This window comes from Pseudooctadecabacter sp. (assembly GCF_020627745.1).
Lineage (GTDB): Bacteria > Pseudomonadota > Alphaproteobacteria > Rhodobacterales > Rhodobacteraceae > Octadecabacter.
In genome coordinates, this window is record NZ_JAHDGE010000005.1 from 1 (window position 1) to 19,336 (window position 19,336).

Consider the following 19,336-nt stretch of genomic DNA (forward strand, 5'->3'; position numbering starts at 1 on the left):
GATAACACCGTCTGGGTCGTGATCATCGCTGAATGGGTGTCCTTCGGCATCATCGACGCGAAGTTCTTCGGCGTGCTCGCCATGTTCGGCGCGATCGTGGTGATGGCACTGGCTCCGTGGCTGGACACATCGTCCGTCCGCTCCGGTCGGTATCGCCCGATGTTCAAGTGGTGGTTTGCCATCCTCGTCGTGGACTTCATCGTCCTGATGTGGGTCGGTGCCATGCCGGCTGAGGGCATCTACCCGATCATCGCTCTGATCGGTGCCACCTACTGGTTCGCCTATTTCCTCGTAATCCTGCCGCTTCTGGGCGTCATCGAAAAGCCGACGACACCCCCCGCGACCATCGAGGATGATTTCAACGCGCACTACGCGCCGAAAGTCGGTGGCACCCATACCATCGTCGAACCGGCCGAGTGAGAAAGGACAAAGACTGATGTTCCGTAAACTCACCCTCACCGCAGCAGTTGCCCTTGGCCTTGCCTCGGGCGCTGCACATGCCGCCGGTGACAGCGAAGTCATCAACTACGACTTCTCCTTCGAAGGGCCTTTCGGGTCCTTTGACACCAACCAGTTGCAGCGCGGTTTGCAGGTCTACACTGAGATTTGCTCCGCCTGTCACGGCCTGAAATTCGTGGCCTTCCGCAACCTGTCTGACGAAGGTGGCCCCATGCTGCCCGAAGACCAGATGCGTGCCTATGCGGAATTCTACGAAGTGTTCGATCCGCTGCTGTTTGACGGCGAAGGCGATTTTCGCGCCGCCACGCCTGCGGATAAATTCCCCGAAAGCCAGCTGAGCAATGCACCCGACCTCAGCCTGATGGCCAAGGCACGTGCAGGTTTCCACGGCCCTTACGGCACCGGTATCAGCCAGTTCATCAACGGCATGGGCGGCCCTGAATACATCACCTCCCTGCTGACCGGATACGCGGAAGAACCCGAATGTGCGGCCAACATGGAAACACCCATGGACGGCTATTACAACACGGCCTTCGCCGCCGGTGGTTATCCTGAGGAATGCACCTACGAAGACGGCTCCCACAAATATCCGGGCAGCTGGATTTCCATGGCACCCCCTCTTTATGGTGACGACGTATTCTACGAAGACGGCCACTCGACCGAGCTTGAGGAAATCGCGATGGACGTGTCAGCTTTCCTGATGTGGACAGCCGAACCCAAGATGATGGCGCGCAAGCAGGCTGGCCTGACGGGCGTCATTTTCCTGACGGTGCTGTCCGTGCTGCTGTACCTGACAAACAAACGCATCTGGGCACCGCACAAGAAGAAAGACTAAACGTCTTTCGATCCCAATAGGAAGGCCCGCCAGTTTGGCGGGCCTTTTGCGTTAAAGGGGGCTGAAATAGTCCCGCATCTCGACCGGTGGATCGGTGAGAAAGGTTTGCGTGGCAACAGGCGACAACGCCCGCCCCGGCACCACACCGATCACCGCATCTGCAATCCGGCCTGCATCCGCCGGATCATGGGTGATCATCACGACGGTCCGCCCTTTTGCCAAAGATACCGACAAATCCAGCATCTCGTCCTTCAGGGCAGGGCCAAGGGCGCTGAACGGCTCGTCCATCAACATCACAGGCCGGTCCTGCAACAACGCCCGCGCCAGCGCGACGCGGCTTTGTTGACCACCGGACAGGCCCGCAGGTTTGCGGGCGGACAGCCCTTGCAGCCCGACGCGCGCCAGCATGTCCTCGACCCGATCCTGCACCTCCCGACCGGGCCGCACCTTGGGCACCAAGGCCAAGGCCACATTCTGCATCACCGTCAGGTGGGGAAACAGGTTGTTGTCCTGAAACAGCATCGACACAGGCCGGTCCTGCGGCGGTGCTGCCGCGATGTTTCGTCCGTCCCACATCAACCGCCCCGCCACCTGCGGCACAAACCCCGCAATCCCGTGCAGCAACGTCGACTTGCCCGCCCCCGACGGGCCGATCACCGCTGTCACCCCGCCTGCCACAATCTCGAAATCCGCCTCCAGCGTGAAATCTCCCTGCCGGAACGCGGCCCCTTCAAACGTCAGCATTCACGCGCCCTCCACGGTCAAACACCCAAAACAGCGCCAGCGACGTGCCCACCAGCACCAGTGCCGCACCATAGGCCGCGTCCATCTGATAGCGCCCCATCAATTCATACATCGCCAGCGGCAATGTCCCCTGTCCGGGGCGCGAAAACAATGTGATCACCCCAAGGTCCCCCATGGCCAAGGCCCCCGTCAGCCCTGCGGAAAACCCCATAGGCCGCCGCAGACGTGGCAGATAGGCAATTCGCCACAGCGCCCACCCCCGCAGGCCCAGCGACGCGCCCAGCCGCCCGTAATCCGCCTTCGCGCCGTCGACTCCCGTCCGTAGAATACGCAGCACGAACGGCAACGACATCAGCACATTCACCAGCAATGTCACAGGCAAAGCCACCGACGCGGGCCGGACGTAGGGCTGCACAATCAGGAAAATTCCGGTCCCCAGAACCAGACCGGACACCGAAATCCCCAACAACGACGCGGCCTCCCCCGCTTTGGTCGCCAGCGGCAAAGCCAGCGCCATGGTCAGAACCACAGCCCCCAGCGCGATCATCACAGACCGCCCCGTAGCGGCCCAGATACCCTCTGGCAACAGCGCAAGACCCGGCACACCGGCCACCACAAGCGCCCCCAGGGGCGCCAGTAAGAACAGCGCCGCCAACCCGATCCAGACCGCGTCCAGAACACGGCTGCCGTCCCAGCGTTGGACCACTCGGTCCAACCCCGCGCCCAACATGTCGCCCCGCGCCAACAGCAACGCCACCAATCCCGCGCACAGGCCCAACGCCAGTTGGACAACTGCCAACGACGCGGCTTTGCCGAGGTCGAAGTCGAATTTGAACGCCTGATAGATCGCCAACTCGACCGTTGTCGCGCGTGGCCCACCGCCCAGCGTCAACGCCACCGCGAACGATCCCAGACAGATCACGAAAATCACCGCAAAGGCCCCCGGCACAATGCGTTTCAACATCGGCCATTCCAACAGCCAGAACAACGGCGCGCCTAGGGATGCGGCGACCTGAAACCTTTCGGACGGGATCGAAAGCCACCCTTGCAGGATCAACCGGACGGCCAGTGGCAAATTGAAAAACACATGGGCCAGAATGACACCATGCGCGCCGTAAATATCCAGACGCGGCAGCCCCAATGGCCCCAGCACAGCATTGATCACACCCCGCCCGCCAAAGACCGCGACGAGACCCAAAACCGCCACGATCACTGGCAAAATGAAAGGGGCCCCCATCACGGCAATGAGGGCCCCGCGCCCCGGAAACTGACGCCGTGCCAAGGCACGGGCCACCGGAACCGCCAACACAACACTGATCAAGGCCGACCAAAAGGCCTGCCACACCGTGAACGCAACTGCGTCGGCATCTGCATCAGACAGGGCGGTGAACCCACCGCCCCGCCACAGCACCGCCGCCACAGGGCCAATCACCAGCCCCGCGACGATCAGCGCCGGAATTATTGAGACAAGGCGGTGCGCCACGCGTCTATCGCTGTATCGCGCAGTGCTGCTGCCTCGTCTTCACTGTAGAAAAGGACAGTTTCAGGCCGGGGAAGGGTCTGGAACCCTTCGGGCCAATCGGCCTCTGGCAGGGCAGCGGGGAAGGACCAGTTGGTCGTGGGGATCAGGTTCTGGAATTCCGGCGTCAGGATGAACGCCATGAACTGATCCGCCAGATCCGCGTTGTCCGTGCCTTCGACCTTTGCGGCAAGTTCGACAAAGAAATAATGCCCTTCATCAAAGATCGCGGCGGATTTGGTCAAATCCTCTTCGGCGATGATGTGATAGGCAGGCGACGTTGTGTAGGACAACACGACATCGGCCTCCCCATCGGTGAACAAGCCATAGCTTTCGGACCAGCCCTGCGTCACGGTCACGATTTTTGGGGCAAGGCGCGCCCAGGCGGCCTCGGCCTCATCGCCATAAACAGCCTGCACCCAAAGCACCAATGCAAGGCCGGAGATAGACGACCGCGGGTCCTGAATGACCACCCGCACGTCGTCGGGCGCATTCAGCAACGCCTCGAAGCTGTCGAAACCGTCCAGCTTGGTGTTGTCATAGATAAACGCCGTGTGGCTGTAGTTGAACGGCACGAAGGTGTCGTCGTCCCAGTCAATCGGCAAGGTCAACGCGGACAAATCCACGCCATGGGGTGCCATCAACCCGCTTTCACGCGCGCGTTTGGTGACGTCGGTGTTCAGGCCGATGACCACGTCGGCCTCGGTGTTCTCCCCCTCCAGCAACAGGCGCGGCAACACGTCGCCGGTCTGATACACCAGATCACAGCCGCATTGTTCTTCAAACGCGGCCTCAATCGAAGGGCCGGGGCCCCATTCGGACCCGAAATAATCGGGGGCATAAACTGTCAGGGTGTTCGCGTGGCCATCCGCAAAGGCGGTGGTGGCAGCAAACAGTCCTGCGACAGTGAGTAGGGTCTTTTTCATCGGTTCTATCCTCTCAATGCGCCGGACGGTGGGGGCATTGGGTTTTGAACCCGTTACCTTCCCTCCGCCGGTCTTAACCGGTTCAGGTTCAACGGGTCCGCCACTGTGGCATCTCAGCTTCATCACGAAGCCCCCCGAGGTATGCACAGACGTAAGGCGCGGCGCACCACTTGGCAAGGGCCGCCTGCACAGCTATCCACGCCCCAAAGGAGCCATCGCATGAGCATGAACAGCTACGGACACCTCTTTCGTGTGACCACCTGGGGCGAAAGCCACGGGCCTGCCTTGGGTGCGACGGTCGATGGCTGCCCCCCCGGCGTGGCGCTGACGGCCCCGATGTTGCAACAGTGGCTTGATAAACGCCGCCCCGGCGTGTCCAAAATGACAACCCAGCGCAATGAACCGGATGCGGTGGAAATCCTGTCCGGCGTGTTTGAGGATACGACGACGGGCACACCGATCCAGCTGATGATCCGCAACACCGATCAGCGGTCAAGGGACTACGGCGATATCGCCAACACCTTCCGCCCCGGTCATGCCGATATCACCTACCACCAGAAATACGGCCTGCGGGATTATCGCGGAGGCGGGCGCAGTTCCGCCCGTGAAACCGCCGCCCGCGTGGCCGCCGGTGGTGTGGCCCGTGAGGCGATCAAAACCATCGCGCCCGATGTGCAGATCAAAGGCTACATGGTGCAGATGGGTGAAAAGCACATCGACCGCGACCGGTTCGATTGGGATGCCATTGATGGCAATGATTTCTGGTGCCCCGATGCGCGGGCCGTGGATGAATGGACAGACTACCTCAACTGGCTGCGCAAGGATGACCACAATTCCGTCGGCGCGATGATTGAGGTTGTGGCGCGAAACGTGCCCGCCGGTATCGGCGCGCCGGTTTATGCCAAGTTAGACACGGATCTCGCCGCCGCGATGATGTCCATCAACGCCGTCAAAGGCGTCGAGGTGGGTGAAGGCATGGCTGCCGCTGGCCTCACCGGTCGCGCCAACGCGGATGAAATTTTCATGGGTCCCAACGGGCCGGAATATTCCTCCAACCATGCCGGTGGCATCTTGGGTGGCATCAGCACGGGGCAGGACATCGTCGTGCGCTTTGCGGTCAAACCCACATCTTCGATCCTCAGCCCCCGCGCCTCGATCCGCATGGACGGCACCCCGACCGAGGTTGTCACCAAAGGCCGCCACGACCCCTGCGTCGGCATCCGCGCCGTCCCCGTGGGTGAGGCGATGATGGCCGCCGTGATCCTTGACCACATCCTGTTGGACCGTGGGCAAACCGGCGGTCTGCGCGGACAGATCGGCTAGGTTTTCTGTTTGCTCAATTGAACCGCCAGAATACCGGCGGTGATGATCAGCACGCCCACCACGTCGAGGGACCCCAGTTCCTCCCCCAGCAACAAGGCTGCAATGCTGACCCCAAAGAAGGGCGTCAGGAAGTGGAACACCGCCGCTGGCGTGGCACCGATCCGGTCCACCAATAGAAACCAGATCAACGTGGCCGCCAGCCCCGGGATCAGCACCGTATAGGCAAAGGCCACGCCCAGCTGCCACGTCCACGTCACGGCAAAATCCTCAAACGCCACAGCGGGGAGCCACAACATCGCCGATCCCACCAGCATCTGAAGCCCCACGATCATCAGGAAATTCCCGCCGCTGGAGGCCCCCCGCACAGACAGTGTCGCGACAGTCAAAGACACGACCCCCAGCACGCACAGACCCAGCCCGAACAGATCGACCTGTCCTTGCAGCCGCGCGCCCATGATCAATGCCACACCCAGCACACCGGCCAATAATCCGGCCACGCCCAAGGGCCTGATCCTCTCGCCAAAGGCCGCCCAACTGGCGAAGGCCACCAGAAGCGGCATGGTCGACGCAACAATGGCCGCCAATGACGCCTCTACCGTTTGCATGGCCACAAAATTCAGACCCAGATACAGCGCATTTTGACTGATCCCGAAGATCACAACCGCCCCCCACTGCGCGCGCGTCAGATGCCACGACTGCCCCATCGCACGGGCTACGGCGACGCCAATCACACCCGAAATCAGGAACCGGATCGCCAGCGCATAAAGCGGCGGCGCGTAGGCCACGATCACCCGCGCTGACGTAAACGCCGACGCCCACATCAACCCGAACACCACGCCCATCAGCACGGCCTTGCCGTCAATCTTTCCCATCCTTGGCCCTTCCTTTGTCCACACTGGTGACATGACGGTGTCAGCAGGTCCATGCTAGGGTCGCGAAATGACCGATCTTCCCGAAACCCGACTGATCCAGTCCCTCGCGCACCGCTTCGATGGCACACGCATCGTGGCTGCTTGGGGTGAACAGTCTCTGTTCTACAATCCCGGCGGACGCCTTCCACGGGGTGTCTATTTCGCAACCGTCAAATCGAAAGACGGGGCCAACGACAAGGCGTCAAACCTTGATCGCGCTGGCATCTTTCGCCTCAACATCGGAACCAGCAAGGACCTGTTCATTGCTGAATTCGGCCCACCGCCCAAACGGCCTGGCAAAGGCGGGATCGTCGAAGGCCCATGGGATTTCACCGCACCCGATGTCCTGACACCCCATCCCGTCTATGGCTGGATGTCTTGGGTTTCCATCCTGAACCCTTCAGAACAGTCCCTTGCAACCTTGAATCCGATGTTGATCGCCGCCTACGCAAAAGCAAAAGCCGCGTTCGACAAACGCATCGCAAAAGGCTGAAACGAAAAAGGGCCGCCCGTTATGGGCGACCCTTTATCAGGTAAAGGATGGGAACGTTAGCCGTTCACGCTGTCCTTGAGTGCCTTCGCAATGGTCATCTTGACCACCTTGTCGGCTTCTTTCTTGATCTGCTCACCGGTGGCAGGGTTGCGCACCATACGCTCGGGGCGCTCACGGCAGTAGATTTTGCCAACGCCGGGCAGGGTCACGGCACCGCCGCCGGATACTTCGTCAGTGATCAGACCAGTGATCGCGTCCAGTGCAGCGGATGCGGATTTTTTGTCTGTGTCCATTTTTTCAGCCAGAGCAGCAACCAGCTGCGTCTTGGTCATTGGTTTCGTCGCCATTGTTAGATCTCCTCGTTCTGCCCTATTGGCTGGGGCTTATTGCCCCGTCAGTAAACTGTATGTCGCTATGTTCCACAACGCTTTGTGCAACATTACAAGGGAAAAACCGCATATTGTATGGGTTTTTCCCGAATTCCGCCCCGTCAGAGGAACGCAGTCTCTTCAAATGACCGCAATTTCCGGCTGTGGATACGCTCCAACGGCATCTCACGCAGACGTTCCATGGCGCGAATTCCGATCATCAAATGCCGCGCCACCTGCGTTTTGTAGAAATCTGATGCCATGCCCGGCAGCTTCAATTCCCCATGCAGCGGCTTGTCCGATACGCACAGCAACGTCCCATAGGGCACGCGGAACCGGTATCCGTTGGCGGCAATCGTCGCACTTTCCATATCCAGCCCGATGGCACGGGATTGGGACAATCGTTGCACCGGACCGGACTGGTCACGCAGTTCCCAGTTGCGGTTGTCGATGGTGGCCACGGTGCCTGTCCGCATGATGCGCTTCAGCTCGAACCCCTCCAACTCGGTCACGTCGGCCACCGCCTCCTCCAGCGCGATCTGGATTTCCGCCAGCGCGGGAATGGGCATCCAGACGGGCAGGTCATCATCCAGCACGTGGTCTTCGCGCAGATACCCGTGGGCCAGCACGAAATCCCCCAAACGCTGCGAATTCCGCAAACCGGCGCAATGGCCCACCATCAACCACGCATGGGGGCGCAGCACCGCAATATGGTCTGTCGCGGTCTTGGCATTGGACGGCCCGACGCCGATGTTGACAAGGGTGATCCCCGATCCGTCCGCCCGACACAGGTGATACGTCGGCATCTGAGGCATCTTTTCCGGCATAACCAGTGTCGCATCATGCTCCGTAATCACCTGATTGCCGGTCGCGACAAACGCGGTATACCCGCTGTCCTTGTCGGCCAGCATGGCACGGGCGAACCCCTCGAACTCTTCAAAATAGAACTGGTAGTTGGTGAACAGCACGTGGTTCTGAAAATACTCCGCCCGCGTCGCGGTGTAATGCTGCAATCGCGCCAGTGAATAATCAATCCGCTGGGCCGTGAACGGCGCCAACGGGCTGGACCCGTCTGGGTAATGGAAATCCACGCCGTTCACGATGTCATCATTGGTCGTCGCCAGATCGGGCACATCAAACACATCGCGCAGCGTGTATTCAAGCGATCCCTCCTGCGGCACCGTCACCTCACCGGTCACGGCGAAATGCACCGGCATCGGCGTGTCGGAGGCGCCGATGATCACCGGCTCATCATGGTTTTCAATCAACAGCCCGATTTGCTGCTTCAGATAACCCTCGAACAAATCAGGCCGTGTGACCGTGGTGGAATACGTGCCCGGCCCCGCAACATGGCCGAAGGACAGACGCGAATCCGTCTGCGCAAAGGTCGTCGTCTCTATGCGGATCTCGGGGTAGAAAGCCCGATACCGCGCATCAGGCTTTGGCCCTGCAACCTTTTCCTCGAACTGTTCGGTCAGAAACCGGACGGAAATGTCGTAAATCTCACGCAGGCGCGCGACGGCGGCGGCGGCATCGCGGAACGCCTCCGGGTTGGGGACCTCGGGGCTTATGACCTGCGGCTTTGGTGTCTGTGTCATCATGGAGTTTGCCTCCCTTTCTTGTTTTTCATGCCCTGTACGAAAAACGCCGCAGACGGTTCTGCGGCGGATGGGCGGTGGTGTGATCGTCTTTTCATGGCCCAATGTGCCACCGGTCCGCCCCCCTCTGCAAGTCATAGCTGCATTGCAAAAGGGGGAACCACGGGTCAAACCTCGCGTTAAGCTGCATGATAAGCCCCGATTTGATCTATTATGGCGATGACCGCCCTGGCATCAGCCGCCGCAAACGGGGGCGCGGATGGTCATATCTTGCCCCCGACGGGACCAGCATTGATTGCGCGAAGGAACGCAAACGCATCAATGCGCTGGCCGTGCCGCCCGCCTATGAAGACGTCTGGATCAGCCCCAAGATCAACGGCCATTTACAGGCCACAGGCCGCGACGCCCGCGCCCGCAAACAATACCGCTACCATGAGGATTGGACCGCCTTTCGCGCCCTGACAAAGTTCGACGCGCTGGCCGATTTCGGTGCTATGCTGCCCCGCATCCGCCGTCGTATCCTGTCCGACCTGAAGGACGACCCCGGTGACCGGTCCTATGCCATCGCCGCCGTGCTGGCCCTTCTCGACCGGACAGCCATCCGTGTGGGCACCGCCGATTATGCCGCCGAAAACGGAACCTATGGGGCGACGACCCTCAAACCAAAGCACCTGTCGTTGACAGATGGTGAAATCAGGCTCTCATACACCGGAAAGGGTGGAAAATCCGTGCGCAAACGCCTGCGCGACCAGACCCTAAATCGCGTCCTGAACCGTCTGCAGGACCTGCCCGGCGCCGATCTTATTTCATGGATCGACGACAGCGGCGCGCCCCGCAGCATCACCGCCGACGCCATCAATGCGACCCTGCAGGACATCACCGGTGACGACCGCCTGACCGCCAAAACATTCCGCACATGGGCCGGCACCACCGCCGCGTTTGAGGTCGCTGTGAAAACCCCCGATCTGACGATCAAAACCATGGCCGAAGCGGCCAGCGACCGCCTTGCCAACACCCCGACCATCGCGCGCAACAGCTACATCCACCCTCAGGTCATCGACCTTGCTGAAATGCCGCCCGAAGACCGCGCGGCGCTGATCGACAATCGCGAAGACGTCGACAATCTGCGTCAGTCGGAGGCCGCCTTGCTGACCTTTCTGTCCACCTAGCGACACCGCCGTGACGCCCCCGGACTTGCCAGACGCAAACGGACCTGCCAGCCTCCCCCGGTAAGGGAGATTACAATGGCCGTTTCGCACCTGCGCCCCAACCTTGACCACTGGCAAGACCGTGTCGATCTGGCCGCCGCCTTTCGCTGGACCGCACGGTTGAACATGCACGAAGGCGTCGCCAACCATTTCAGCCTCGCCATCAACGATGACGGCACGCAGTTCCTGATGAACCCCAACCAGATGCACTTTTCGCGCATCAAGGCGTCCGACATGCTTGTGGTGGATGCCAACGACCCCCGCACGCTTGAGGGGCCGAATGCGCCCGACCCCACCGCATGGGGCCTGCACGGCGGCATCCACCGCCACTGCCCCCACGCACGCTGCGCGATGCATGTTCATTCGATCCATGCGACGGTGCTGGCGTCCCTCGCGGACAGCCGCCTGCCCCCGATCGACCAGAACTGTGCCACCTTCTTCAACCGCTACGTCATCGACGACGGCTACGGCGGCCTCGCGTTTGAAGAAGAAGGCGAACGCTGTGCCGCCCTCCTGACCGACCCCAAAAAGAAGGTCATGATCATGGGCAACCACGGCATCATGATCATCGGCGCCACCGTCGCCGAAACCTTCAACAGGCTCTATTATTTCGAACGCGCCGCCGAAACCTACATCCGCGCGCTGCAAACCGGCCAACCCCTGCGCGTGTTGCCCGACGATGTGGCCGAAAAAACCGCGCAGGAACTTGAAGACTACCCGGATCAGGACACCCGTCACCTGACCGAACTCAAACTGATCCTTGATGGGGAAAACAGTGACTATGCCAGCTGAAACCGCCCCAAAACGTGCGGAGTGGAACCACCTGCCCGACACCCCCATCATGGTGTCGCCCCTGTGGCAATGGCCCCCGAAACCGCTGGCGGCTGCGAAATGGTACTTTGACAGCTGGTTCTTCATCACGGTGAATATGATGATCGTCGGCTTGGCGTTCGCCGCGTTCACCTGGGCCAGCCCCACACTCGAAAGCACCCAAACGCCGGCCCTCTGGATTGTTGGCATTTGGATCAGAAACGCCGCAATAGTGTCGATTGTCGCGGGATCACTGCACCTGTGGTTTCACAAATACGCCATGCAAGGGACCGATCTGAAATATGACCCACGCCCCTTTCCCCGAAACGGGCGCATGTTCACCTTTTCCAGCCAGCTCAAAGACAATATCTTCTGGACCATCGCGTCCGGCGTGACGATCTGGTCACTGTTTGAGGCGGGGATGTGGTGGGCGATGGCGAACGGCTTCGCCTCTGTGATCACATACCAAACAAACCCTGTTTGGTTTATTGCAATCTTCTTTCTGATCCCCGTGTGGGAGAGTTTTTATTTCTACTGGATGCACCGGTTTCTGCACACCGACATCATGTACCGGTTCCACGCCCTGCATCACCGCAACAACGACATCGGTCCGTGGTCCGGCTTGTCCATGCACCCCGTCGAACATCTGTTCTACTTCGGGTCCGTTTTGGTGCACTTCGCCATCGCCTCCCACCCGGTCCACATCATCTTCCACCTGATGTTCTACGGCCTTCTGGCGATCACAACCCACACCGGGTTTGAAGGCGTTCTGTTTCGCAACAAAAAACGAATGCACCTGGGCAACTTCCACCATCAAATCCACCACCGGTATTTTGAATGCAACTACGGCAATCTGGATGTGCCATGGGACAAACTCTTTGGCAGCTGGCACGACGGCACCGCCGCTGGCAAAGCCAGATTGGCCGAACGGCTGAAGGCGCGCAGACGCACATGACCTTCGTTGATGATCTGACCAAATGGACCAGCACGCGGCGCTTGGGGTGGCAAAACAGGCTCTAACCCGGCTTGTTTTCCATTCTTCAAAGGCACCCGCATGACAATCTATGGCCTCACCGACGAACACACGATGATCGCAGACACCGTCCGCAGCTTCGTCGAAAACGAAATCTATCCCCACGAAGACCTTGTCGAACGCACCGGCGAAGTCCCCGCCGAGATCGCACAGGACATCAAACAAAAGACCATCGACCTTGGCTTCTACGCCTGCAACTTCCCCGAAAGCGCGGGCGGCGCCGGCCTGAACCACGTTGAATTCGCGCTGGTCGAACGCGAACTTGGACGTGGCTCCATGGCGCTGACCCACTTCTTCGGACGCCCCCAGAACATTCTGATGGCCTGCGAAGGCGACCAGATCGAACGTTACCGCGATCCGGCGGTCAAAGGCGAAAAGATGGACGCGCTGGCGATGACCGAACCCGGCGCAGGGTCCGACGTGCGTGGCATGTCGTGTAGCGCAGTGCGCGATGGCGGGGATTGGGTGCTGAACGGCACCAAACATTTCATCTCCGGCGCGGAACATGCGGATTTTGTCATCGTCTTTGTCGCCACCGGCCAAGACGACACACCCCGCGGACCAAAAAAGCGCATCACCACCTTCCTCGTGGATCGCGGCACCCCCGGGTTCACCATTCGGGATGGGTATAAATCCGTCAGCCACCGTGGCTACAAAAACATGATTCTGGAATTTGACGACTGCCGCCTGCCCGACGCACAAGTCCTGGGCGAGGTCGATGGCGGATTTGCGGTGATGAACGAATGGCTCTACGCCACGCGCATCACCGTGGCTGCGATGTCGGTCGGTCGCGCACGGCGCGTGTTTGACTACGCCCTGACCTATGCGGCGGAACGCGAACAGTTTGGCCAGAAGATCGGTAAATTCCAGGGTGTCAGCTTTCAACTCGCCGATATGATTACTGAAATTGATGCGGCGGATCTTTTGACGCTCGCCAGCGCGGATCGGTTGGACAAAGGCCTGCCCGCGAACCGTGAAATCGCCAGTGCAAAACTCTATGCCTCTGAATGTCTGGCCCGCGTGACCGATGCCGCAATCCAGATTCACGGGGGCATGGGGCTGATGGATGACTACCCGCTGGAACGGTTCTGGCGGGATGCGCGGGTGGAACGGATCTGGGACGGCACATCCGAAATCCAGCGCCACATCATCAGCCGCGACGTGTTGCGGGCCTTGGGGGCATGATCTGCGATCAGCGCATGCTGCGGGCGGGGCAAAGGGGGCTAGCCCCCTCGCGCTTGCGCGCTCACCCCCAGAGTTTTCGGATCAGAAGAAGTAAGGCAGGTCCACCCCCCGGACCTCTACAGTCGCGGGGGGCTTCTCCTGATACAACCCATCGGTCTCCACCTAGGATTGCCTCTCCTTCATCGACCATTAAGGTTAATGATCCGTTACTGGATTGCAGCGCGACGGCCCTCGTTCTTCTGATCCGAAAACTCCCGCCGGAGGCTCCGACATCTCGCTTCGGAAGGACGGCCCGCCGATGACGCGCAATTTGTCCCGCCTTCTGCGCCCCGCCTCGGTCGCAGTGATCGGTGGCGGCACCTGGTGTCGGTCTGTGACCGAACAGTTGGTCAAATCCGGCTTTCAAGGCGATATCTGGCCTGTCCATCCTCGCGCAGAGGACATCTGCGGCCTGCCTGCTTATCCAACAGCCATAGACCTGCCCGGCGTGCCGGATGCGGCGTTTGTCGGCATCAACCGCGATGCCACGATCGGGGCGGTGGAACGTCTGGCCCGCATGGGGGCGGGCGGCGCGGTTTGTTTTGCAAGCGGCTTTCAGGAAACCGAGGACGGACAGGACGCCAATGCGCGTTTGTTAAGTGCAGCCAAGAACATGCCGATCCTTGGTCCTAACTGTTACGGCATGGTGAATGCCCTTGATGGTGTATCGCTTTGGCCCGATCAACACGGGTGTCGTCCCGTCGACAGTGGGGTCGCAATCCTGACGCAAAGTTCCAACATCGCGATCAATCTGACGATGCAACGACGGGGGTTACCGATTGCCTACGTTGTGACCTGTGGCAATCAGGCACAACTTTCCATGGCTGAAATCGCCCTTGCCATGTTGGATGATCCGCGTGTGACGGCATTGGGGCTGCATATCGAAGGGGTAAGCGACCTTCCATCGTGGCAGGCCCTGGCCCGTGCCGCGCACCAAAAGAATGTCCCGCTTGTTGCGCTGAAGGTCGGCAAATCCGACGAGGCACAATCCGCCGCGATATCCCACACTGCCTCTCTCGCGGGCAGCGATGCTGGCGCGCAGGCCCTTCTGGACCATCTTGGCATTGCCCGTGTCGATGACCTGCCCACGCTGGTTGAAACCCTCAAACTGTTGCACGTGGCGGGTCCCCTGACGTCCACGCGCATCGCCTCGATCAGTTGTTCCGGCGGCGAGGCGAGCCTGATTGCCGACATGGCCCACGACACCCCCCTGACCTTCCCGCCGCTGAACGACCGCCAGATCACCGATCTGGCCGCCGCTCTGGGGCCGAAAGTGGCGCTTGCCAATCCGTTGGATTATCACACCTACATCTGGCGCGACACACAGGCGATGACACGGGCGTTTTCCGCCATGATAGACCCGCATTTGGCCCTGACATTCCTGATCGTTGACTTCCCGCGTGACGACATCTGTGACCCGTCGGACTGGGATTGCGTAATCGAGGCCGCGATCGCGACCCGCGCCAGAACCGGCGGAACCATTGCCATGGTATCCACCATGCCTGAACTGATGCCCGAAGACGTCGCGACCCGTCTGATGGCCGGGGGAATTGTCCCGCTCTCCGGCCTTCGTGAGGCGTTGAGCGCGGTCACCGCCGCCCAATCCCGGCACCCGGCCACGCAGGACCTGATCGTGCCTGACCCGACAACAGTTCCCGTCGAGCTGAGCGAAGCGGCGGCAAAGGCCGCGCTGGCCGCCTGCGGTGTTTCCATTCCACAGTCATGGACGGGCACCAAGGATGACATCATCGCCCATGCCACCGGTGGCCCCTACGTTCTCAAGGCGACGGGGCTGGCCCACAAAAGCGAAACCGGCGGCGTCATCCTGAACCTTTACGGCCCCGATCAGGTGCGCGCGGCGGCAGACCGCATCCAGACCGATCACATGTTGCTGGAGGAGATGATCCCCGACACCGTGGCAGAGCTGCTGATCGGCGTCGTCAAGGACCCCGTCCATGGGTTCGTCCTCTCTGTCGGGGCTGGCGGGATTTATACGGAACTGATGCGCGATGTCGCGTCCACCCTGCTCCCCGCATCCCGAAATCGCATTGCACAGTGTCTAACACGGCTGAATCTGCATCCGATCCTGACAGGCTACCGGAATCAGGCAGGCGCGGATATAGACACTATCTTGGACGTGATCGAGGCCGTGCAGACCTATGTTATCGCCAATATCGACACGGTGGAGGAGGTCGAAATCAACCCCCTCATCGTGACCCCGACCCGTGCCGTTGCAGCCGACGCATTGATAAGGAAATCCCCATGACAAACCCCATCACAACCCGGCGCGACGGCGCGATCCTCGAAGTGACGCTTGACCGGCCCAAGGCCAATGCCATTGATCTGGCCACCTCGAAAATCATGGGGGACGTCTTCGCCGATTTTCGCGACGATCCAGATTTGCGCGTGGCCATCCTGACCGGCGCGGGTGAGAAATTCTTCTGCCCCGGTTGGGATTTGAAAGCTGCCGCAGATGGCGATGCCGTCGATGGGGATTACGGCGTCGGCGGCTTCGGCGGTCTGCAGGAATTGCGCGACATGAACAAGCCGGTCATCGCGGCAGTGAATGGCATCTGCTGTGGCGGCGGGTTGGAACTGGCGCTGTCCGCAGACATCATTCTGGCCGCAGACCACGCGACCTTTGCCTTGCCCGAAATCCGGTCCGGCACAGTGGCGGACGCCGCGTCGGTCAAACTGCCCAAACGCATTCCCTATCATATCGCCATGGAACTTCTTTTGACCGGCCGGTGGTTCGACACGTCAGAGGCGTTGGGCTGGGGATTGATCAACCACGTCCATCCCGGTGCTGACCTCATGGACCGTGCGTGGGATATGGCCCGCCTCCTCGCCTCCGGCCCGCCGCTGGTCTACGCCGCCATCAAAGAAGTCGTCCGCGATGCAGAGGATGCCAAATTTCAGGACGCCATGAACCGCATCACCAAAAGGCAACTGGCCAGCGTCGACAGGCTCTATTCCAGCGAAGACCAGCTTGAAGGCGCCCGTGCCTTTGCCGAAAAACGCGATCCTGTCTGGAAAGGGCGCTAAAGCCGCGCCACAGCATCCCGCAACGCGGTGGCATAACCATCCACCCCCTGCCCGATGACAGACGCATCCGCGCGCAAAGCCACATAGGAATGATGGCGAAACGCCTCACGTTGGTGAATGTCCGAGATGTGAATTTCAATCACCGGCCCCTCGAACACGTTCAAGGCATCCAGAATGGCGACAGACGTATGTGTATAGGCGCCGGGGTTGATGACGATTGCCGCCATGGCCTCGCGGGCCTCTTGAATCCAGGTGACCAGCTCACCCTCGTAGTTGGACTGCTTGCAGATGACCCCGACACCCAATTCCGCACCAAGGGCCACCGCGTCCCGTTCCACATCGGCCAAAGTCGCGTGCCCGTAAACCTCAGGCTGGCGCACGCCCAGCATGTTCAGATTCGGACCATTCAAAAGCAAAATCTGTTTCATACAGCGACCTAATGCGATGACGCGCCCCATGGCAAGGGACCGCCCCCGCACAAAACCCCAACATCCGTCTTGCACCGCCCCCCCGCCTGCGCCACCAAGAGGGTATGACCAAAACACTCCTCTCCTTCGGGCACGGCTACTCTGCCCGCGCGCTGGCCAAGCTGCTCCCGTCTGACTGGCGCATCATCGGCACCACCCGGTCCGAGGACAAAGCCGCCGCCTTGATGGCCGAAGGAACCGAACCGCGCATCTGGCCCGGTGCAGACCTGGCCCCGGCCCTGAAGGCCGCAACCCACCTGCTGATCTCTGCCGGACCAAATGAGGACGGCGACCCTGTTTTGGGCCAGCTTAGAGACGAAATCGCCGCCCGCCGAAACCAGTTCGAATGGGTCGGCTATCTGTCCACCACAGGCGTCTACGGCGACCACCAGGGCGGCTGGGTGGATGAGGAAACCCCCCTCACCCCCTCCACCAAACGCGGCCGGATGCGGGTCGAGGCCGAGGCCGCATGGCAGGCCCTCAACCTCCCCCTGCACATTTTCCGGCTGGCCGGCATCTACGGCCCCGGTCGCGGCCCCTTCGCCAAGGTCCGCAACGGAACCGCCCGACGGATCATCAAGGACGGTCAGGTCTTCAGCCGCATCCACGTTGACGACATCGCACAGGTCCTCGCCGCCTCCATCGCGCGGCCAAACCCCGGTGCGATCTACAACCTGTGCGACGATGACCCCGCCCCGCCGCAAGACGTGATCGCCTATGCCGCAGAACTGCTGAACCTGCCCGTCCCGCCCGCGCAAAACTTCGAAGACGCCGACATGACCCCCATGGCCCGCAGCTTTTACGCCGAAAGCAAAAAGGTGCGGAACGACCGGATCAAAGACGAACTGGGCGTGACATTGCTTTACCCCGATTACCGCGCGGGCCTCAGGTCTCTTCTGGCCGCGGAAACAGGCGTCGCACCGCAAAGCTGACGGCCGCAAATCCGGCCAGCACAACAACCGCCACACCGAAATTCACCCCGTAAAAGGTGGCGCGCCCTGCCAGCGCAAGGTCATTCAGAAACGGATAGGGCAGCCCGCTTGTCACCACCCCCACAGGGCTGTCGTTCATCGGGCGCACAACCGCCTCGACCCAGACAACATAGCCCGCAATCACCCCCGCCAGCAGACCCAGCGTCTTCCACAGCTTGCGAAAAGCGCGGTGGATAAATGTCGCATCAATCCACTGCAAAGCAGGGCCCAGCGCGTGCATGTACATCTCCAGCCACCACTCCCCCAACTGCCCGTCGCGCGTGACCGATGCAGGGTCCGCAAAATACAAACGCCAGTACAGGATCACGACCATGGCATTCACCACCGCCGTGGTCGCCACAAAGGCATCCCAGCGCCGCGTCGTGCGACCCTCTTCCAGCGCAATCATGCGACTGGCCGCAAAGAACGACATGAACAGCGCCCAGATGGTCAGATACCGGAACGGCCCGCCAAATCCGTCAAAACTGCCAAAGAAAAGTGTCCGAAGGCAGTACCCCGCCGCCAGAAGAAACACGACCCACCGATAGATCAAAACCAGACGCATCCGACAGACTCCCCACTTGCCTCACCCCGTTGCAATGGGCATATCGGCCCAAAGGAAGGGACGCCAGTATGACGCTTCGTGACAGAGTAACTGCCATCGTTGAAAATCCGCAGTTCCAGCGGTTCATCATCGGCGTCATCATCTTCAACGCGGTTCTGCTGGGTCTGGAAACGTCGGACACCGTCATGGGGGCGGCAGGCGGCCTGATCCTGATGTTGGACGCCTTGTGTCTCTACATCTTTGTGGCCGAAATCATCCTCAAACTTTTTGCCTACCGGTTTGCCTTCTTCCGCTCCGGCTGGAACATCTTCGACTTCGCCATCGTCGGCATCGCCTTGGTGCCTGCCGCACAATCCTTCTCGGTGCTGCGGGCCCTGCGCATCCTGCGGGTGCTGCGCGTCATCTCGGCCACACCCAGCCTGCGCCGCGTGGTCGAAGGATTTTTGACAGCCCTTCCCGGCATGGGCAGTGTCTTCATGCTCATGTCGCTGATCTTTTACATCGGCTCTGTCATGGCAACAAAACTGTTTGGCGATGCCTTCCCCGAATGGTTCGGCAGCCTTGGCGCGTCGGCCTACAGCCTGTTCCAGATCATGACACTGGAAAGCTGGTCCATGGGCATCGTCCGCCCGGTCATGGAACAATTCCCCTACGCTTGGGCCTTCTTCGTGCCCTTCATCATGGTCACGACCTTTGCTGTCGTGAACCTGCTGGTCGGTCTGATCGTGAACTCCATGCAGGACGCCCATGCCGAGGAATCCAACGCAGCCACAGACACCTACCGTGACGAAGTTCTCAAACGGCTTGAGGCCATCGAAAAACGCTTGCCCAAATAGC

At 60.6% G+C, this 19,336-nt stretch carries 19 protein-coding genes, 1 pseudogene and 1 riboswitch; of the genes and pseudogenes, 12 read left to right on the plus strand and 8 right to left on the minus strand.

Features of this window, described 5'->3' with window-relative positions; all coding sequences use genetic code 11:
* Positions 1-420 (plus strand): annotated as a pseudogene (locus QZ653_RS03450) (cytochrome b); the annotation flags it as partial.
* A 16-nt stretch (positions 421-436) separates the two neighbouring features.
* A complete protein-coding gene (locus QZ653_RS03455; protein ID WP_296417610.1) occupies positions 437-1,294 on the plus strand; it encodes a cytochrome c1 in 858 nt (285 codons plus the stop codon).
* 51 nt (positions 1,295-1,345) lie between these two features.
* Here QZ653_RS03455 and QZ653_RS03460 read toward each other — a convergent pair whose 3' ends face one another.
* The 3 genes from QZ653_RS03460 to QZ653_RS03470 are packed head-to-tail and all read right to left on the minus strand — an operon-like array spanning position 1,346 to position 4,483.
* Positions 1,346-2,038, minus strand: coding sequence for an ATP-binding cassette domain-containing protein (locus QZ653_RS03460; protein ID WP_296417613.1), 693 nt, complete (start codon positions 2,036-2,038; stop codon positions 1,346-1,348).
* Complete coding sequence (locus QZ653_RS03465) at positions 2,025-3,521, minus strand: thiamine/thiamine pyrophosphate ABC transporter permease ThiP (RefSeq protein WP_296417614.1); 1,497 nt, start codon at positions 3,519-3,521, stop codon at positions 2,025-2,027. Before QZ653_RS03465 ends, QZ653_RS03460 begins: the two co-directional genes overlap by 14 nt.
* The gene (locus QZ653_RS03470) at positions 3,497-4,483 is read right to left on the minus strand and encodes a thiamine ABC transporter substrate binding subunit (RefSeq protein ID WP_296417616.1); all 987 of its coding nucleotides are present in this window, start codon (positions 4,481-4,483) and stop codon (positions 3,497-3,499) included. The genes QZ653_RS03465 and QZ653_RS03470 overlap by 25 nt, the downstream gene beginning before the upstream one ends.
* Positions 4,484-4,525: 42 nt before the next feature.
* A riboswitch (TPP riboswitch) is annotated at positions 4,526-4,630 on the minus strand.
* Between the two features lie 72 nt (positions 4,631-4,702).
* Here QZ653_RS03470 and aroC point away from each other — a divergent pair.
* Positions 4,703-5,806, plus strand: coding sequence for a chorismate synthase (gene aroC, locus QZ653_RS03475; protein WP_296417617.1), 1,104 nt, complete (start codon positions 4,703-4,705; stop codon positions 5,804-5,806).
* Here aroC and QZ653_RS03480 read toward each other — a convergent pair.
* Positions 5,803-6,669, minus strand: a complete 867-nt coding sequence (locus QZ653_RS03480; RefSeq protein ID WP_296417861.1) for a DMT family transporter — start codon at positions 6,667-6,669, stop codon at positions 5,803-5,805. The genes aroC and QZ653_RS03480 overlap by 4 nt on opposite strands.
* 76 nt (positions 6,670-6,745) lie before the next feature.
* On the opposite strand from QZ653_RS03480, the gene QZ653_RS03485 reads away from it, so the two are divergent.
* On the plus strand, positions 6,746-7,210 hold the full coding sequence (locus QZ653_RS03485) for a DUF6194 family protein (RefSeq protein ID WP_296417620.1): 465 nt from the start codon (positions 6,746-6,748) through the stop codon (positions 7,208-7,210).
* Positions 7,211-7,266: 56 nt separating this feature from the next.
* Here QZ653_RS03485 and QZ653_RS03490 read toward each other — a convergent pair whose 3' ends face one another.
* Positions 7,267-7,557 carry an HU family DNA-binding protein gene (locus tag QZ653_RS03490; RefSeq protein ID WP_235262021.1) on the minus strand — a complete coding sequence of 97 codons (291 nt, stop codon included), beginning with the start codon at positions 7,555-7,557 and terminating at the stop codon, positions 7,267-7,269.
* 143 nt (positions 7,558-7,700) lie between these two features.
* On the minus strand, positions 7,701-9,179 hold the full coding sequence (locus tag QZ653_RS03495) for an AMP nucleosidase (RefSeq protein WP_412765988.1): 1,479 nt from the start codon (positions 9,177-9,179) through the stop codon (positions 7,701-7,703).
* Between the two features lie 185 nt (positions 9,180-9,364).
* On the opposite strand from QZ653_RS03495, the gene QZ653_RS03500 reads away from it, so the two are divergent.
* The 6 genes from QZ653_RS03500 to QZ653_RS03525 all read left to right on the plus strand — a co-directional run bounded on the left by QZ653_RS03500 (position 9,365) and on the right by QZ653_RS03525 (position 16,496).
* Positions 9,365-10,345, plus strand: coding sequence for a DNA topoisomerase IB (locus tag QZ653_RS03500; RefSeq protein ID WP_296417624.1), 981 nt, complete (start codon positions 9,365-9,367; stop codon positions 10,343-10,345).
* A 75-nt stretch (positions 10,346-10,420) separates the two neighbouring features.
* Positions 10,421-11,176, plus strand: a complete 756-nt coding sequence (locus QZ653_RS03505; protein ID WP_296417626.1) for a class II aldolase and adducin N-terminal domain-containing protein — start codon at positions 10,421-10,423, stop codon at positions 11,174-11,176.
* A complete protein-coding gene (locus QZ653_RS03510; protein WP_296417628.1) occupies positions 11,166-12,149 on the plus strand; it encodes a sterol desaturase family protein in 984 nt (327 codons plus the stop codon). Before QZ653_RS03505 ends, QZ653_RS03510 begins: the two co-directional genes overlap by 11 nt.
* A gap of 99 nt (positions 12,150-12,248) precedes the next feature.
* A complete protein-coding gene (locus QZ653_RS03515; RefSeq protein WP_296417630.1) occupies positions 12,249-13,412 on the plus strand; it encodes an acyl-CoA dehydrogenase family protein in 1,164 nt (387 codons plus the stop codon).
* Between the two features lie 298 nt (positions 13,413-13,710).
* A complete protein-coding gene (locus tag QZ653_RS03520; protein ID WP_296417632.1) occupies positions 13,711-15,717 on the plus strand; it encodes an acetate--CoA ligase family protein in 2,007 nt (668 codons plus the stop codon).
* Complete coding sequence (locus QZ653_RS03525) at positions 15,714-16,496, plus strand: carnitinyl-CoA dehydratase (protein WP_296417635.1); 783 nt, start codon at positions 15,714-15,716, stop codon at positions 16,494-16,496. The genes QZ653_RS03520 and QZ653_RS03525 overlap by 4 nt, the downstream gene beginning before the upstream one ends.
* On the opposite strand, the gene aroQ is transcribed toward QZ653_RS03525, so the two are convergent.
* Positions 16,493-16,924 carry a type II 3-dehydroquinate dehydratase gene (gene aroQ / locus QZ653_RS03530; protein WP_296417638.1) on the minus strand — a complete coding sequence of 144 codons (432 nt, stop codon included), beginning with the start codon at positions 16,922-16,924 and terminating at the stop codon, positions 16,493-16,495. The two genes, QZ653_RS03525 and aroQ, sit on opposite strands and share 4 nt — an antisense overlap.
* 104 nt (positions 16,925-17,028) lie before the next feature.
* Between aroQ and QZ653_RS03535 the strand changes: the two genes are divergently transcribed.
* On the plus strand, positions 17,029-17,895 hold the full coding sequence (locus tag QZ653_RS03535) for an SDR family oxidoreductase (RefSeq protein WP_296417640.1): 867 nt from the start codon (positions 17,029-17,031) through the stop codon (positions 17,893-17,895).
* On the opposite strand, the gene QZ653_RS03540 is transcribed toward QZ653_RS03535, so the two are convergent.
* A complete protein-coding gene (locus QZ653_RS03540; protein ID WP_296417641.1) occupies positions 17,849-18,499 on the minus strand; it encodes a hypothetical protein in 651 nt (216 codons plus the stop codon). The genes QZ653_RS03535 and QZ653_RS03540 overlap by 47 nt on opposite strands.
* Positions 18,500-18,567: 68 nt before the next feature.
* On the opposite strand from QZ653_RS03540, the gene QZ653_RS03545 reads away from it, so the two are divergent.
* Positions 18,568-19,335, plus strand: coding sequence for an ion transporter (locus QZ653_RS03545; RefSeq protein ID WP_296417642.1), 768 nt, complete (start codon positions 18,568-18,570; stop codon positions 19,333-19,335).
* The last annotated feature ends 1 nt before the right edge of the window (position 19,336 follow it).

Bases quoted from the DNA above. Each gene is read 5' to 3' on its own strand.
- aroC (WP_296417617.1), top strand. From the start codon at position 4,703: ATGAGCATGAACAGCTACGGACACCTCTTTCGTGTGACCACCTGGGGC.
- QZ653_RS03495 (WP_412765988.1), bottom strand. From the start codon at position 9,179: ATGATGACACAGACACCAAAGCCGCAGGTCATAAGCCCCGAGGTCCCC.
- QZ653_RS03540 (WP_296417641.1), bottom strand. From the start codon at position 18,499: ATGCGTCTGGTTTTGATCTATCGGTGGGTCGTGTTTCTTCTGGCGGCG.
- QZ653_RS03490 (WP_235262021.1), bottom strand. From the start codon at position 7,557: ATGGCGACGAAACCAATGACCAAGACGCAGCTGGTTGCTGCTCTGGCT.
- QZ653_RS03545 (WP_296417642.1), top strand. From the start codon at position 18,568: ATGACGCTTCGTGACAGAGTAACTGCCATCGTTGAAAATCCGCAGTTC.
- QZ653_RS03505 (WP_296417626.1), top strand. From the start codon at position 10,421: ATGGCCGTTTCGCACCTGCGCCCCAACCTTGACCACTGGCAAGACCGT.
- QZ653_RS03470 (WP_296417616.1), bottom strand. From the start codon at position 4,483: ATGAAAAAGACCCTACTCACTGTCGCAGGACTGTTTGCTGCCACCACC.
- QZ653_RS03500 (WP_296417624.1), top strand. From the start codon at position 9,365: ATGATAAGCCCCGATTTGATCTATTATGGCGATGACCGCCCTGGCATC.
- QZ653_RS03510 (WP_296417628.1), top strand. From the start codon at position 11,166: ATGCCAGCTGAAACCGCCCCAAAACGTGCGGAGTGGAACCACCTGCCC.
- QZ653_RS03515 (WP_296417630.1), top strand. From the start codon at position 12,249: ATGACAATCTATGGCCTCACCGACGAACACACGATGATCGCAGACACC.
- QZ653_RS03525 (WP_296417635.1), top strand. From the start codon at position 15,714: ATGACAAACCCCATCACAACCCGGCGCGACGGCGCGATCCTCGAAGTG.
- QZ653_RS03460 (WP_296417613.1), bottom strand. From the start codon at position 2,038: ATGCTGACGTTTGAAGGGGCCGCGTTCCGGCAGGGAGATTTCACGCTG.
- QZ653_RS03535 (WP_296417640.1), top strand. From the start codon at position 17,029: ATGACCAAAACACTCCTCTCCTTCGGGCACGGCTACTCTGCCCGCGCG.
- QZ653_RS03520 (WP_296417632.1), top strand. From the start codon at position 13,711: ATGACGCGCAATTTGTCCCGCCTTCTGCGCCCCGCCTCGGTCGCAGTG.
- QZ653_RS03455 (WP_296417610.1), top strand. From the start codon at position 437: ATGTTCCGTAAACTCACCCTCACCGCAGCAGTTGCCCTTGGCCTTGCC.
- QZ653_RS03485 (WP_296417620.1), top strand. From the start codon at position 6,746: ATGACCGATCTTCCCGAAACCCGACTGATCCAGTCCCTCGCGCACCGC.
- aroQ (WP_296417638.1), bottom strand. From the start codon at position 16,924: ATGAAACAGATTTTGCTTTTGAATGGTCCGAATCTGAACATGCTGGGC.